The sequence below is a fragment of the Brachybacterium sp. GCM10030268 genome, from assembly GCF_042666305.1.
Classification (GTDB): Bacteria; Actinomycetota; Actinomycetes; order Actinomycetales; family Dermabacteraceae; genus Brachybacterium.
The window spans coordinates 133321-147620 of sequence record NZ_JBHTCW010000009.1 but is presented as its reverse complement, the minus strand read 5'-3'; the positions used below and the strand labels follow the sequence as shown (position 1 = coordinate 147620).

General features: G+C 69.9%; 12 protein-coding genes. 7 read left to right on the top strand and 5 right to left on the bottom strand.

Annotated elements, in window-relative coordinates; genetic code table 11:
- The first annotated feature begins 734 nt into the window (after positions 1-734).
- The gene (locus ACFQRD_RS13095) at positions 735-1115 is read left to right on the top strand and encodes an MmcQ/YjbR family DNA-binding protein (RefSeq protein WP_377018674.1); all 381 of its coding nucleotides are present in this window, start codon (positions 735-737) and stop codon (positions 1113-1115) included.
- 111 nt (positions 1116-1226) lie between these two features.
- Here the strand turns inward: ACFQRD_RS13095 and htpX are convergent, their stop codons facing one another.
- Together htpX and ACFQRD_RS13085 are read right to left on the bottom strand one after the other, a co-directional pair.
- Entirely contained in the window at positions 1227-2096 is an 870-nt protein-coding gene (htpX, locus tag ACFQRD_RS13090) for a zinc metalloprotease HtpX (RefSeq protein WP_377018675.1), read from the bottom strand.
- Positions 2097-2241: 145 nt separating this feature from the next.
- Positions 2242-3150: a RimK family alpha-L-glutamate ligase gene (locus ACFQRD_RS13085; protein WP_377018676.1), complete on the bottom strand. Its 909-nt coding sequence runs from the start codon at positions 3148-3150 to the stop codon at positions 2242-2244.
- A 775-nt stretch (positions 3151-3925) separates the two neighbouring features.
- Here ACFQRD_RS13085 and ACFQRD_RS13080 point away from each other — a divergent pair.
- The gene (locus ACFQRD_RS13080) at positions 3926-5647 is read left to right on the top strand and encodes a sodium:solute symporter family protein (protein WP_377018677.1); all 1722 of its coding nucleotides are present in this window, start codon (positions 3926-3928) and stop codon (positions 5645-5647) included.
- 70 nt (positions 5648-5717) lie between these two features.
- Entirely contained in the window at positions 5718-5846 is a 129-nt protein-coding gene (locus ACFQRD_RS13075) for a putative transporter small subunit (protein ID WP_377018678.1), read from the top strand.
- A gap of 99 nt (positions 5847-5945) precedes the next feature.
- On the opposite strand, the gene ACFQRD_RS13070 is transcribed toward ACFQRD_RS13075, so the two are convergent.
- The gene (locus ACFQRD_RS13070; RefSeq protein WP_377804497.1) at positions 5946-6881 is read right to left on the bottom strand and encodes an aldo/keto reductase family oxidoreductase; all 936 of its coding nucleotides are present in this window, start codon (positions 6879-6881) and stop codon (positions 5946-5948) included.
- Positions 6882-7081: 200 nt separating this feature from the next.
- Here ACFQRD_RS13070 and ACFQRD_RS13065 point away from each other — a divergent pair, with 200 nt between their 5' ends.
- The 4 genes from ACFQRD_RS13065 (at position 7082) to ACFQRD_RS13050 (ending at position 11615) form a co-directional block, all read left to right on the top strand.
- On the top strand, positions 7082-8344 hold the full coding sequence (locus ACFQRD_RS13065; RefSeq protein WP_377792528.1) for a multidrug effflux MFS transporter: 1263 nt from the start codon (positions 7082-7084) through the stop codon (positions 8342-8344).
- Positions 8345-8468: 124 nt separating this feature from the next.
- Entirely contained in the window at positions 8469-9473 is a 1005-nt protein-coding gene (gene glpX, locus ACFQRD_RS13060) for a class II fructose-bisphosphatase (protein ID WP_377792625.1), read from the top strand.
- Between the two features lie 149 nt (positions 9474-9622).
- On the top strand, positions 9623-10351 hold the full coding sequence (locus tag ACFQRD_RS13055; protein WP_377804503.1) for an NUDIX domain-containing protein: 729 nt from the start codon (positions 9623-9625) through the stop codon (positions 10349-10351).
- A 43-nt stretch (positions 10352-10394) separates the two neighbouring features.
- A complete protein-coding gene (locus ACFQRD_RS13050; RefSeq protein WP_377018682.1) occupies positions 10395-11615 on the top strand; it encodes a M20 family metallopeptidase in 1221 nt (406 codons plus the stop codon).
- Positions 11616-11663: 48 nt separating this feature from the next.
- Here ACFQRD_RS13050 and ACFQRD_RS13045 read toward each other — a convergent pair whose 3' ends face one another.
- Together ACFQRD_RS13045 and ACFQRD_RS13040 are read right to left on the bottom strand one after the other, a co-directional pair.
- The gene (locus ACFQRD_RS13045; RefSeq protein ID WP_377018683.1) at positions 11664-12680 is read right to left on the bottom strand and encodes a CNNM domain-containing protein; all 1017 of its coding nucleotides are present in this window, start codon (positions 12678-12680) and stop codon (positions 11664-11666) included.
- Positions 12677-14167 (bottom strand): hemolysin family protein, encoded by a 1491-nt coding sequence (locus ACFQRD_RS13040; protein WP_377018684.1) that lies wholly within the window; start codon positions 14165-14167, stop codon positions 12677-12679. The genes ACFQRD_RS13045 and ACFQRD_RS13040 overlap by 4 nt, the downstream gene beginning before the upstream one ends.
- Positions 14168-14300 lie beyond the last annotated feature (133 nt).

Sequence of the window (14300 nt, the reverse complement as noted above, 5' to 3'; positions counted from 1 at the left end):
TACCCCCGAGCAGGAGGTGACCACCAACTCCCTACCCGCCCTAACCGCCTGACCCCTCTCACCGAAGGACCGCTACACCACTTCCCGGGACTTGACCTCACCCTCCAGCCGTCGGGCGGTCTTCGCGTGATGCGGCGATGAAGCGCTCTCATAATCACGCAGGTACGGGAGGACGAGTTCGGTCCCGAAGCTAGGGTCGAATATAAGGGTTCCTTCCTGTGCGGATAGCCCATCGTCGACCCCATCAAAGACGTGCCCTACTCGAACTTCGGTGTCGCGCCTCGGCGTCCCGTTCTTCATTGAAATCACCATTCTTCTCGATCGGAACTTTCGTCAAATTGTGTCGAACTGGTCACGGGGTCAAGGTCGCCCGCATTTGCCAGACTCGCAGGTATTGGTTAGAAGGTGTCGAGGCGGCGGAGCTGGGCGCGGCGCTTTGAGCGCATTGCGTACTCGTCATTTTGTCTCCGAGGCTCTGTGCGAGCTCCTGTGCTCGGATGTTTGAGAAGCATCGGTGTAGGGGGCGTGGGTACGCCCCTCTTCTGTTTGAAGTGCCGTTACGAAACCTCTGGCCGTGAGAGGCCCATGCGCCCCTTCGACGCGGCTATGCCTGCCGACGTGCAAACTGTTCGATCTCGATATTAGCGCGTGTGATGGGCTAATGTAATTTTTCGCCTTGACCATACGATCCGGCACGATGCGAACTATGCCGCTCAAGGGAGAGAGTTTGGCTCATGGGACTTGTCTACCTGCACGAGGCCGCGATCCAGCGTGCCCTCTCGCTGCCGGCGACCGCGCTCGAGCACCCCTTCGGGCCCGAGTACGACGTCATCAAGGCGCTCGGGAAGATGGTCCTGTTCGCCGCGTTCCTGCAGCGCGAGCCCATCGTGGTGCTCAAGGCGGACCCGGACGATGCGCGGATGCTGCGCGAGAACATCGCCGGTATCGATCGCGGCTATCACATGAACAAACGGCACTGGATCACCGTGCGCGCGCATCCCAGCGTGGACCGCGCCCTGCTCGAGGATCTGGTGACCGACTCCTACCGCCTCGTGATCGCCTCCCTGCCGAGGTCGCGGCGGCCGATCGACCCGGAGACGTTCGAGGGGCCGTGACGAGAGGGTGTCGCGCTGCTGAGGCCGGCGGGTGGATCGACCGTCGCAGCGCCGAGACCAGCGGACCGATCGACCGTCGCAGCGCCGAGACCAGCGGACCGATCGACGCTGTCAGCCGCCGAGTATCTCCCGCTCGCTCATCCGGCGGAGGCGGGCAACCCGCTCCTCCGTCGGCGGGTGGGTGGAGAACAGCTGGCCGAGGCCGCCGCCGGCCCGGAACGGGTTCTCGATCATCATGTGCGCGCTGTCCTGGAGCTCCTGCTCCGGCGGCAGCGGCCGGGCCTGCACACCGCGGGAGATCTTCTCCAGCGCCGAGGCGAGCGCCTGCGGATCACCTGTCAGCCGGGCACCGTCGTGGTCCGCGTCGTACTCGCGGGTGCGGGAGACGGCCAGCTGGATCAGCGTCGCCGCGATCGGCGCCAGGATCATCGCCAGCAGCGCGCCGATGATCCCGCCGCCGCCCTCACGCCCGCGACCGCCGAACCACAGCGCCATCTGGGCGAGGGAGGTGATGACCCCGGCGATGCCGGCGGAGACCGAGCTGGTGAGGATGTCGCGGTTGTAGACGTGCATCAGCTCGTGGCCCAGCACTCCGCGCAGCTCCCGTTCGCTCAGCAGCTGGAGGATGCCCTGCGTGCAGCACACGGCGGCATGGCTCGGGCTCCGGCCGGTGGCGAACGCGTTGGGCTGCGCGGCCGGCGAGATGTAGAGGCGCGGCATGGGCTTGCCGGCCCGGTCGGCCAGCTCGCGCACGATCCGGTGCAGGCCAGGAGCCTCGTGCTCGGAGACCTCGACGGCCCGCATCGAGCGGATCGCGATCTTGTCGCTGTTCCAGAAGCTGATGGCGGTCCCGACCAGGCCGATCAACGCGAAGATCCACAGCGCGCTGCCACCGATGAGCCAGCCCACGGCCAGCAGCACGCCCCACAGCAGCCCGATCAGAGCCGCCGTCTTGACCAGGTTCCCGACGCTGCGTCCCACGATCTCCCTCCCTCGATGCGCTTGTGTATCGAGAATAGATCCGGTGGCTCGCAGCCGGTAGGGAGTTCGCTGTGGGATGACGGCGCGGTTCACGCCCGCGCGACGCGCTGCCGCGCGGTTCGGCCTGCCCCTGGTTGCCCGCGGCTCACGCCCGCGCGAGGATCGCCTCGGCGAAGGTCTCCGCGACGTCGGGGACGAGGTGGAGGTTGAAGAAGGGCTCGAAGAGCTCGGCCTCCAACAGCACCAGCCCGTGCTCCGCGGAATTGACGGTGTCGATCCGCCCGTACAGCGGCGCGGCCAGTCCGGTGACCTCCGAGACGGCCGCCAGCACCCGCTCGGCGAATGACCGCTCGAGCGTGGAGGTCTCGACCACGACGGGGCGCTCCTGGTAGGTCCCGCCGCGCAGGCCGCCCCCGCGGGCGAGCAGCGCGCCCTTCGCGATCGCGTGCGTGACGTGGCCGTCGACCACGTAGAGCGCCTTCTCCCGGCCCTCGGACAGCTCGGGCACCTCGGGCTGCAGCATCACCACGCCGTCCTCGGCCAGGATCACGCGGGCCAGCTCCGCAGCGGCCGGGTCGTCATGCGCGAAGAGTCCGGTATGGAGGGAGCCGGCGCCGACCGCCGGTTTCACGACCACGTGGCCCGGCGCTCCGGTGCTCCCGGTTGCCCCGAGCTCCGTCAGTGCCGACGAGAACGACTGGAGATCCTGGTGATACGTGGTGGGCACGACCGGTACGCCTGCGGCGTCGAGCTGTGCGAGGTAGCGCTTGTCCATGTTCCAGCGCACCAGCTGCGGTTCGTTGAGCACCCGCGTCAGACGGCCCGCCCGGTCGAGCCAGGCCTCGAACTCCTCGGCCCGCAGCACGTAGTCCCACGGCGTACGGATCACGGCGAGGTCGTAGGAGGACCAGTCCACCGCGGGATCGTGCCAGATGGCGCGCTCCGCCTCGGCGCCGCGCCGCAGCAGCGCCTCCAGCAGCGGCGTGACATCCCGTTCGGGATCGGTGTCGACGCGGAATCCGGCGTCGGTGACGACGATGGCGATGCGGGGCATGGCTCGAGATTACCGGCGGGGCACCGCGGCCGCGGGCCACGTGGCCTCGCCGGGCATCGCGGCCGCGGGATGAGGGCGGCGCATCGAGGGTCGTGACGGCGAACATGCCGTTCGGCTCCTCGAGCACCCCCTCGTTGAGGCCGTTCAGCGCGGCCCATACCGGCCTAATCGAGGGGGTGCTCAGATGGGGAGCACCAGGTGCAGGCGGGCGCAGCTGGGGGTGCTCAGATGGGGAGCACCAGGTGCAGGCGGGCGCAGCTGAGGGTGCAGTGCGGGCGCATACGACGAAGCGGGGGCTGTGGCAGGTAAGCGGGGGCTGTGGCAGGTATGCGGGGACGCGGGCAGGGCGCCGCCGCGCCCTCTCTGAATATGCATCGGATGGATACAGTTGCACCATGGACGCCCGGATCGTCGGGTGTCCGTTTGTCGGACAACTGATTTCAGCGCCATGACCTGCTGCTCGTAATCATTCAGTGATCACTCAGGTGGCTATGGGGGAGCCGCTGTGCGAGGATCTATGCGGTCCCCAGCGTGAGAGCGACGTGCTGGAGTGTGCCCTGTGAGGGGTGCAGATCCGGTTCCGGCCTCCGTGTGCACGTCCCCGGAGCAGATGCGCGGCATCGCCCGGGTCGACGGCGGACGGCGCACGCACGGGGGCCGATTGCCGGTCGGCCGCCGTGGGGAGTCACTGCGGCCGAGCGCGCCCGCCCATGCCCTGAGCGTGGCGGGCGGACCGGCGCGAAGTGCCCGTACTGCTGCGACGAAAGGACCCTGCATGCCGCCCGCCCCAGGCGACATCTCCCAGCTCGGAACCGTCGGAATCCTCGTCCTGCTGCTGCTGTTCTACGGCGGCACGATGTGGATGTCCGTGACGATCTCCCGCAAGAAGGAGAACGCCGACGGCTACATGACCGCCGGCAACCGCATCGGCTTCGGCGTCTCGGCCGCCTCGATGACCGCCACCTGGATCTGGGCGTCCTCGATGTACGCCTCGGTCACCGCCGGCTACACCTACGGCGTCTCCGGGCCCATCCACTACGGGCTGTGGGGCGCCCTGATGATCCTGTTCATCTACCCCTTCGGCAAACGGATCCGAAAGGTCGCGCCCAAGGCGCACACGCTCGCCGAGGTCATGTACGCCCGCCACGGGCGCTCCTCGCAGCTGATGCTCGCCGGCTCCAACGTGCTCGGCTCGGTCATCTCCCTGACCTCCAACTTCATCGCCGGTGGCGCGCTGATCGCGATGCTCTCGCCGCTCAGCTTCGGCGTCGGCATCCTCATCGTCGCCGCCGGTGTGCTGCTGTACACGCTGTGGTCCGGCTTCCGCGCCTCGGTGCTGACGGACTTCGCGCAGGTGGTGGCGATGCTCGGCGCCGCCGTCGTGATCATCCCGGCGGTGTTCTTCGTCGCCGGCGGGCCCTCGATGTTCACCGAGGGCGTCGAGGCCGGTCACGTCACCCCGGAGCAGGGCAACTTCTTCTCCTCGGACGCGTTCATGAACCAGGGCGCCCCGTACATCGCCGCCGTGCTCGCCTACGCGATCGGCAACCAGACGATCGCGCAGCGGCTCTTCGCCGTGCGCGAGGACCTCATCAAGCCCACCTTCATCACTGCCACCATCGGGTACGGCGGCACCGTGATCGGCGTGGGCATGCTCGGCGTGATGGCCCTGTACCTGGGCATCTCGCCCATGGACGGCGACGTCAACAACCTCATGCCGCAGATGGTCGGCAGCTACCTGCCCCTGATCCTGGTCGCGATCGCCTTCGTGATGATCATCGGCTCGCTGTCCTCGACGGCGGACTCGGACCTCTCGGCGCTGAGCTCCATCGTCATGGCCGACATGTACGGCCAGTCCGTCGGCCGCGACAAAGCCAATCCGCGGACCATGGTGTTCATCGGTCGCGCGACCATGATCGTGGCCACCGGCGCCGCGCTGTACTTCGCCACCGCGAAGTTCAACATCCTGGACCTGCTGGTGTTCGTCGGCGCCCTGTGGGGCTGCCTGGTGTTCCCGGTGATCGCCTCCTTCTACTGGCAGAAGGTCACCAACTCCGCCTTCACCGTCTCGGTGATCGCCGCGCTCGTGGTGTTCCTGCCCGTGCGCTTCCAGTGGATCCCGCTGACCGGCGCCTGGGCGCTGGTGGTGGAGCTGCTCGCCATCCTCGGCGTCGGCGTGGTGCTCGGCATCATGGCCTTCGGCTTCTTCGGGCTGCGCCCTGCGCTGGTCACCGGCGTCGTCGCCACGATCGCCCTGCTGCCGCTCGGGTTCGGCTTCTTCCGCGACTACGAGACTCTCAGCGGCTCGCTCGTGGCCTACTCGGTCTCGTTCCTGGTCTGCTACCTGATGAGCTTCCGCTCCGGCCGGGATTTCGACTTCTCGGTGATCCGGGACGTCACCGGCGACTTCGACCACGAGGACGAGGCAGCCGACGCCAGTGCGCCGGCCGACGACGGGGAGGGGCCGTCCCTCGACGCCGTCCCCTCGCGCGACTGACCGACCATCCCCGCGGCGGGGCTGCGCGCCCCGCCGCGCCCGACCTCCACCCCTGGAAGGAGACACAGCCATGGCTGCAGCCCTGACCCTCTACGTGCTCATGTGGCCCGTGATCGTCGCCGGCGTCCTGTTCGCCGTCGTCCGCGGCTTCCTCAAGGACATCCGTGCCGCCCGCAAGGAGGGCAAGACGGTCATCTGATCCGTCCGGCGGCGATCCGAGCCGTCCCCACGCCGCAGCGCCCGCCGGCTTCGAGCAGAGGGGCCGACGGGCGCTGTTCTGTGTCGGGGGTCGAGCGGATCAGGGCACGATCCAGCCGGCGGCCCGGAACAGCTCGTACCACTCGGCGCGGGTCAGCGGGATCTCCGAACCGGCCGCGGAATCCTGCACGCGCTGCGGGGTCGTCGTCCCCAGCACCACCTGCATCTGCGCGGGGTGCCGGGTGATCCACGCGGTCGCGATGGCCTCGGGGGCGACGTCGTACTTCGCGGCCAGGCGGTCGATGACGGCGTTGAGCTCGGGGTGCTTGTCGCTGCCCAGGAACACGCCGTCGAAGAAGCCGGCCTGGAATGGCGACCACGCCTGGATGGTGATGTCGTGCAGGCGGCAGTAGTCCAGGATTCCGCCGCCGTCGCGCACCAGCGCCTGGTCGGTGCCCTGCATGTTCGCCGCCACGCCCTGGGCGACGAACGTGGAGTGGGTGATCGACAGCTGCAGCTGGTTCGCCACGATCGGCTGGTTCAGGTGCTTCGCCAGCAGGTCGATCTGCCGCGGGGTGTGGTTCGAGACCCCGAAACTGCGCACCTTGCCGGACCGGTGCAGCTCGTCGAACGCGCGGGCGACCTCCTCGGGGTCGACCAGTGCGTCGGGACGGTGCAGCAGCAGGATGTCGATGTAGTCGGTCTTCAGTGCCTTCAGCGATCCCTCGACCGATTCGATCAGGTGGTCGTAGGAGTAGTCGAAGTACGGGCCGTCGGGCACGATCCCGGCCTTGGTCTGGATGGTGACCTGCTCGCGCTCGGAGGCGCTCAGCGCCATCGCCTCGGCGAAGCGCGCCTCGCACGTGTGCTTCGCCCCGCCGTAGACGTCGGCGTGATCGAGGAAATCGATCCCGGCATCGCGCGCGGTGCGGACCAGGGTCCTGATCTCGTCGTCGGACTTCTCCGCGATCCGCATCAGTCCCAGCACCACGTTGGGTGCGGTGATGTCGGTGTGCGGCATGGTGAACTGCTTCATGGATGAGCCTCCGGGCGCAGGGGAACGGATGGGCCGCACCGCTCGGCGGCGCCGCCGAGGTCGAGCCTATGCCCCTCGACCCTCGGGGCGCATGGCAGTCCGTCGTCGGCCCCGTGCGCTGGACCTCCGTCTCAGGGAGCGTTTTCCGAGGGGCGGGACGGCGATGCGACCGGCACGGGCCCCGGCATAGGCTGTGCTCAGTGAGCACCCCCTTCCCCTCCTCCCACGTCCCACCGACCACGACACGACGGGAGAAGGCAGGTGCCCGCCTCACCCTGACCCTCGCCTCGCTGGTGATGATCGGCCCCTTCTCGATCGACACCGTCTTCCCGGCCTTCACCCGCATCGGCCAGGAGTTCGGTAGCGACGACGTCGCCCTCCAGCAGCTGGTCTCCGCCTACCTGGCGGCCTTCGCCGTGATGTCCGTCTTCCACGGGCCGCTCTCGGACGCCCTGGGCCGCAAGAAGGTCATCGTCGGCGGCCTGGTGATCTACATCCTCGGCATGTTCGGGTGCATCCTCGCGCCCAACATCGGCAGCCTGGTGCTGCTGCGCGTGCTGCAGGGGATGAGCGCCGGCGCGGCCACCGTCGTCTCCCGCGTGATCATCCGCGACATGTTCTCCGGCTCCGAGGCGCAGCGGCTGATGTCGCGGGTGATGATGATCTTCTCGGTCGCCCCCGCCCTGGCGCCCATCTTCGCCGGCTGGCTGCTGCTGCTGGGGGACTGGCGCTGGGTGTTCGCCGGCGTCGGCATCTACGCCCTGGTCGTGCTGGTCCTGGCGCTGCAGCTGCCCGAGACCCTGCCGCCGGAGGCGCGCACCCGCCTGCGGGTCGGCGCCCTGCTGGGGTCCCTGGCCCACGTCGGCCGCTCGCCGGTGATGCTGCGGGTCGCCGCGGCCTCCGCGTTCGGGTTCGCCTCCCAGTTCGTGTTCATCGCCGCCGCCTCGATCTTCATGGTGGACCTGCTGGGTCTGGGCGAGCAGGACTTCTGGGTGCTGTTCGTCCCGCTCATCATCGGCATGGTCTCCGGCGCCTGGGTGGTGGGCCGGGTCGCCGACCTCATGGAACGCAGCCGGCTGATCACGTTCGGCTACCTCGGCACGTTCCTCACCGCGGGCGTGAACCTGCTGCTGGTCTCCCTGGCCCCGGAGTACACCGGCGGGCTGACCTGGTCGCTGCTGCTGGCAGTGGTCGGGCCGATGCTGATCGCCTTCACCGTCGCCCTGATCTTCGCCCCCATCCAGCTCGAGGTGCTCGACCTGTTCCCGCACCAGCGCGGATCCGCGGCCTCCCTGGGCACCTTCTTTGCTCTCGTCCTCAATGCCGTGCTGGCCGGGCTGATCGCGCCGCTCGTCGCCACCAGCCTCGTCTCCCTGGCTCTGGCCTCGCTCGGGTTCTCGGTGCTCGGCGGGGCGTTCTGGGCGTGGCATCTGCGGGCGGTGCGCACCCCGTCGGCCGTGTGAGCGGCCGCGCACCCGGGTAGAGTCACCAGCGCACGTCAGGCACCGATCGGCCTGTCGCTCCGGCAGGCCGTCGGTCAGGCGCCGCTCCCTGAGTTCGACGACGACGGAGGACCCCGTGAACACCATGCCCAGCGATGCCCCCTCGGACGATCACACCGCCAACGGCCCCGACCGGAACCTCGCCCTCGAACTGGTCCGCGTGACCGAGGCCGCCGCCATCGCCGGGGGCCGCTGGGTCGGCGCCGGCGACAAGAACCGGGCCGACGGCGCCGCCGTCGACGCCATGCGCTCCTTCATGGACACCGTCCGCATGAACGGCACCGTCGTCATCGGCGAAGGGGAGAAGGACGAGGCCCCGATGCTGTTCAACGGCGAGAAGGTCGGCGACGGGAACGGGCCGGACGTCGACGTCGCGGTCGACCCCATCGACGGCACCCGCCTGACGGCGATGGCGTACAACAACGCCCTGTCGGTGTTCGCCGTCGCCGAGAAGGGGAGCATGTACGACCCCTCGGCGGTGTTCTACATGGAGAAGATGGTCGTCGGCCCCGCAGCGGCCGAGTTCGTCGATCTGCGCCTGCCCATCCGGCAGAACATCAACCTCGTGGCCAAGGCGCTCGGCAAGCCCGTCAGCCAGGTCAACGTCTGCGTCCTGGAGCGGCCCCGCCACGAAGCGCTCGTCCGCGAGATCCGCGAGGCCGGGGCGCGCGTCAAATTCATCATGGACGGCGATGTCGCCGGGGCCATCGCCGCCGCCCGCGGCGCCGGCGTGGACATGCTGCTGGGCACCGGCGGCACCCCCGAGGGCATCATCGCCGCCTGCGCGGTCAAGGCCACCGGCGGCATCCTGCAGGCCCGCCTCGCCCCGAAGGACGACGCCGAACGCCAGCAGGCGCTCGACGCGGGCCACGACCTCGAGCGCGTGCTGACCACGGACGATCTGGTCACCTCCGACAACTGCTACTTCGCCGCCACCGGCATCACCGACGGCGACCTGCTCAGCGGCGTGAAGTACCAGGCCGACCGGATCACCACCGAGTCCATCGTCATGCGGTCCACCTCGGGCACCGTGCGGATCGTCGAGGCCGAGCACCGTGCCGAGAAGTGGGCCCGCTGGATCGCCGTGTGAGGGAGTGCGCGCCGGTCCGGGGCTGTGAGTCGCACTGCAGTGGGGGCCGGGGCGAGCTCAGGCGGCTCTAACCTGAACCCATGCCCTCCTCAGACGAAGCCCTCGCCCCGGCTCCGGACCGGGCCCCGGCGACGGACGGCGCCCCTGCGATGGGGCGCGCCCCGGTCACGGGCCGCGCCCCGGCCACGGAACAGGCCACTGACCAGCAGGTCCATGTCGCCGTCGACCTGATCGTGCTGACCCTGCGCGGGGGTCGGCTCAACGTGCTGCTGGTGCGGCGCGAGGACGAACCCTTCCGCGACGCGTGGGCGCTGCCCGGTGGCTTCGTACAGCTGGACGAGGACCTCGAGGACGCCGCCTACCGGGTGCTGGCCGACGAGGCCTCGCTCGGGGACTTCACCGTCCATCTCGAACAGGTGCGCACCTTCGGTGCCCCGGACCGCGACCCCCGCGGCCGCGTGGTCTCGGTGGCCTTCATGGCCCTCGGCGCGGACCTTCCCGATCCCCAGCGCGGCGAGGACGTCGCCGACGCCCGCTGGTGGCCCGTCGATGATCTCGCGGCGATCGACCTGGCCTTCGATCACGACGTCGTCCTGGACAGTGCCGTCGAGCGGGCGCGCGCGAAGCTGGAGTACACGACGCTCGCGGTCACCTTCCTGCCGCCGGAGTTCACGATCTCCCAGCTGCGCGGGGTCTACGAGAGCGTCTGGGGCACGACGCTGGACGCCGGCAACTTCCACCGCAAAGCCACCCGCACCGAAGGCTTCCTGGTCGAGCTGGACCGCCATGCCGCGCCGACGGGCGGGCGCCCAGCGCGGCTGTACTCCGCCGGTCCCGGCACCGCACTGATCCCGCCGCTGCTGCGCTCGGGGCAGTAGGCGGCTCCCGGCAGCTGGCCACGCATCGTGGCAGGATCGCTGTGTGACCACCACCGACGCCGCCCCCGCTCACCCTGATCCCGCCAAGGCCGCGATCGCCGCGTCCTACCGCGACCGACGGGACGACGTCCACGCCCTCGCCCGCGCAATCCACGCCGACCCCGAGATCGCGTTCGAGGAGCAGCGAGCACACGACCGCTGTGCGGACCTCCTCGAGGACGCGGGCTTCGCCGTCGAGCGCGGGATCGCGGAGCTGCCCACCGCGTTCCGCGCCACCTACGGCAGCGGATCCCTGGTCGCCTCCCTCTGCGTCGAGTACGACGCCCTGCCCGAGATCGGCCACGGCTGCGGGCACAACCTCATCGCCGGCTCCTCGCTCGGCGCCGCCCTCGCCCTCGCCGGCATGGTCGACCGCCTGGACGTGACGCTGCAGGTCATCGGTACGCCGGCGGAAGAGCACGGCGGCGGCAAGCAGCTGCTGATCGAGCGCGGCGTGTTCGAGGGAGTGCATCTGTCGTTGATGTCCCACCCCACCGCGCACACCGGGACCTATGACGTGCTGGGCTCGACCAGCCAGGCCGTCGGCCGCTGGCGCGCGACCTACACCGGTCGCGGCGCCCACGCCGCCGCCAACCCCACCGACGGCGTGAACGCGAACGATGCCGCGGTGATCGCGCAGGTCGGGGCCGGCCTGCTGCGCCAGCGGGTCAAGGACGGCCAGCGCCTGGCCCTGGTGCCGCAGCAGTCCGGGGTCACCAACATCATTCCCGAGACCGCGGTGATCGACCTCGAGTGCCGGGCGCTGACTATGCCGGAGTTCGAGCAGCTGCGCGAGAGTCTGTTCGCCTGCCTCGAGGCCGGAGCCGTGGGCACCGGCTGTTCCCTGGAGATCGCGGCCTCCGAGCCCGTCTACGAGCCGCTGCTGCAGGACGAGGTGCTGGGCACCGCGTGGAACGAGGCCATGGAGGTACTGGGGCGCCCGCTGGAGGGCTCGCTCGGCGTCATGGCGGCCTCCACCGACATGGGCAACGTGTCCCAGCGCGTGCCGGGCCTGCACCCGTTCGTCGGGATCACCGGAGCCGGCGGTGCCCTGCACACGCGCGAATTCGCCACCCATGCCGCCAGCGAGCAGGGATACCGGCTGATGGACGATGCGGCCGTGGCGATGGCCTGGGTGATCCACGACGTCGCCGCCGACCCCGAGCGCCGCGCCGCCATCCTCGCCCGTGCGGCCGAGCTCGCCGGCGTCCACGACGACGGCTGAGGCGGTCCGGGCCGGGTCCGGTCCGTCCCCGATCGATGAGCAGCGGGATCAGGTCGCGAGATCGACGGGCAGGACGCGGCGCAAGATGTCGGAGAGGGTGACCACTCCGACGAACCGCTCGCCGTCGTCCATGACCGCGATCAGCTGCTCACGGCCATCGCGCGCCCGTGCGAGCGCGTCGTAGACCGGCGTGGACGCGGCCAGGGTGAAGGCCGGGCGGGCCAGATCCCGGGCGGGACGGTCGGCGGATTCCAGGAGCACGTCGCGCACGTGGACGACGTGCGGGGCGCCGCGCGGGTCCTCCACCAGGATGCGCATGTGATGCGAGCGGGCCGCGGCGGAGCGCACGTCGGCGACCGTGGCGTCCGCGGGAACGGTCGTCGGCCGTTCGCGTCCCTCGACGAGGTCGGCGAGCCGGAGTTCGGCCAGTTCCAGAGCGCCGGACAGCTGGGGATGGAACACGGGGTCGAGAGTGCCGCTTGAGGAGGAGTGCTCGACGAGCTGGCGGATGGTGGCCGCGTCCTGGCCGCCGACGGCGGCCCGCTCCGCCGGCGTGACCCCGCTCGCGGCGACCAGCCTGTTGGCCACGGCGTTGACGAAGACCAGCAGCGGCCGGACCACCGCCACGAACAGGCGCGAGGGCACGCCGATCAGCTTCGCCGAGAGCTCCGGATGGGCGATCGCCCAGGACTTCGGTGCCATCTCGCCGACGACCAGGTGCAGGAAGGTCACCAGCAGGAGCGAGAAGGCGAAGGCGGAGACGTCGGCGAGGGAAGCGGGCACGCCCCACCCGGTGAGCACCGGCCCGACCCACGCGTCGACCGCCGGCTTGGTCACGGCGCCGAGGGCGAAGGTGCAGGCTGTGATGCCGAGCTGTGCACCGGCGAGCATCATGGTCAGCTCGTTGATGCCGCGGAGGGCGGCCCGCGCCGAGCGACTCGTCGGCGCCTCCGTCTCGAGGCGGTGCCTGCGTGCCCCCAGGAGCGAGAACTCGATGATCACGAAGAACGCACTGAGCACGATCAGGGCCACGGTGACCGCCGTGACCACGAGGGGATTCGTCATCGCTGCTCCTCCTCGTCCGTCGTGGCCGATGACCGGTCACCGCGGCTGTCCGGTTCCCCGCCCTCGGAGCCTCCATCAGCGCTCTCGGATGCTTCGACGACTCCCTCGGATGTCTCGGCGGCTCGCTCTGCCGCGTCGTCCGCCTCGGTCAGCCGCAGGTGCAGCTCGCTGGGGACATGTCGGGCCACCTCCCGCACCACGATCTCCAGGGCCCGTCGCGGAGGTTCGTCGAGGATGAGTTCGCGGGGATCGGGCGGGAGCTCGACACGCACGACCTGCCCCGGTTCGGGAAGCTGTTCGTGCGTCGCGATCACCAGGCCCGCGAGTGTCTCGTAGTCACCTTCGGGCAGCTGCGCGCCGATGGCGCGTGCGACCTCGTCCACGTGGACGTCACCGTCCATCGTCCACGCCGTCTCCGACTCCGACTCGATGGACGGAGGAGGCTCATCGTCGTGCTCGTCGCCGATCTCCCCGATGAGTTCCTCGGCGAGATCCTCCAGGGTGAGGATGCCGGAGAATCCGCCGTACTCGTCGATGATGCATGCCAGCTGACGACCCGACTCCGTCATCGCGTCGAGGGCTTCGGGCAGAGGGGCCAGAGTGGGCAGCACGAGGGGATCACGCATCACGCCCGAGACCGGGGCATCCCCGAGGTCATCGCGCTCGAGCAGGTCCCCGAGCTGGGCGACTCCGACGGGTTCCTCGTCCTCGGAGAGCACCGGGTACCGGGTGTGACCGCCGGCCATGCGCCCGTACAGCTCGGCGATCGTGGTCTCCGGAGTCACGGTGCCGGCGCGGGAGCGGGGGATCATGGCGTGCTCGACCGTGCGATCGGGGAACTCGAGGACCCGGTCGATGAGCATCGACAGCTCTTCGGGGAGATCTCCGCTCTCGCGGGAGTCGGCGACGATCCGGTCGAGGTCGGCCGCGGTGGCGGTCGTGTCCACGTCGTGGACCGGCTCTATGCGCAGCAGGCGCAGCAAGGCGTTCGCCGCGTGGTCGAAGACCGTGATCAACCATCCGAAGGCGGCGAGATAGATCCGGGTCGAGCGCGCCAGGGCGCGGGCCAGGGGCTCCGGCGCGGCGATGGCCAGGTTCTTCGGATAGAGCTCACCGAAGACCATCTGCACGACGGTGGCCACGGCCAGGGCGCTGACCGTGCCCACCGAGATGCTCACCACCGAGGGGACGCCGACGCCGCCCAGCATCATGCCGAGCGAGCGGCCTACCAGCGGTTCGGCGACGTACCCGACCATCAGGCCGGTCACGGTGATCCCGAGCTGGGCTCCCGAGAGCATGAACGAGGTACGGCGCGTCACCGCGAGAGCTGCTGCGGCCGCCTTGTCGCCTTCCTCCGCGCGCGCTCGCAACCGCGCCCGATCCACAGACATGTAGGCGAATTCCTGGGCGACGAAGTAGCCATTGGCCGCGATGATCGCCGCCATCGCGAGGATCCCCAGCAGGAGCAGGACGAGGGCCTCGATCATCGCCTCGGCCCCCAGGGGCCGAGGCCGGCGGGGTCGCCGGCCCTCAGGCGGTCATCGGATGCGGTCGAGGTGCAACAGTCGCCCGGGTCATCAGGAGACCCGGGGCGGCTCGAAGGTCGGCCCATGGCGGTGA

Bases quoted from the DNA above. Each gene is read 5' to 3' on its own strand.
- ACFQRD_RS13095 (WP_377018674.1), top strand. From the start codon at position 735: ATGGGACTTGTCTACCTGCACGAGGCCGCGATCCAGCGTGCCCTCTCG.
- ACFQRD_RS13085 (WP_377018676.1), bottom strand. From the start codon at position 3,150: ATGCCCCGCATCGCCATCGTCGTCACCGACGCCGGATTCCGCGTCGAC.
- ACFQRD_RS13080 (WP_377018677.1), top strand. From the start codon at position 3,926: ATGCCGCCCGCCCCAGGCGACATCTCCCAGCTCGGAACCGTCGGAATC.
- ACFQRD_RS13075 (WP_377018678.1), top strand. From the start codon at position 5,718: ATGGCTGCAGCCCTGACCCTCTACGTGCTCATGTGGCCCGTGATCGTC.
- ACFQRD_RS13070 (WP_377804497.1), bottom strand. From the start codon at position 6,881: ATGAAGCAGTTCACCATGCCGCACACCGACATCACCGCACCCAACGTG.
- glpX (WP_377792625.1), top strand. From the start codon at position 8,469: ATGCCCAGCGATGCCCCCTCGGACGATCACACCGCCAACGGCCCCGAC.
- ACFQRD_RS13055 (WP_377804503.1), top strand. From the start codon at position 9,623: ATGGGGCGCGCCCCGGTCACGGGCCGCGCCCCGGCCACGGAACAGGCC.
- ACFQRD_RS13045 (WP_377018683.1), bottom strand. From the start codon at position 12,680: ATGACGAATCCCCTCGTGGTCACGGCGGTCACCGTGGCCCTGATCGTG.
- ACFQRD_RS13040 (WP_377018684.1), bottom strand. From the start codon at position 14,167: ATGATCGAGGCCCTCGTCCTGCTCCTGCTGGGGATCCTCGCGATGGCG.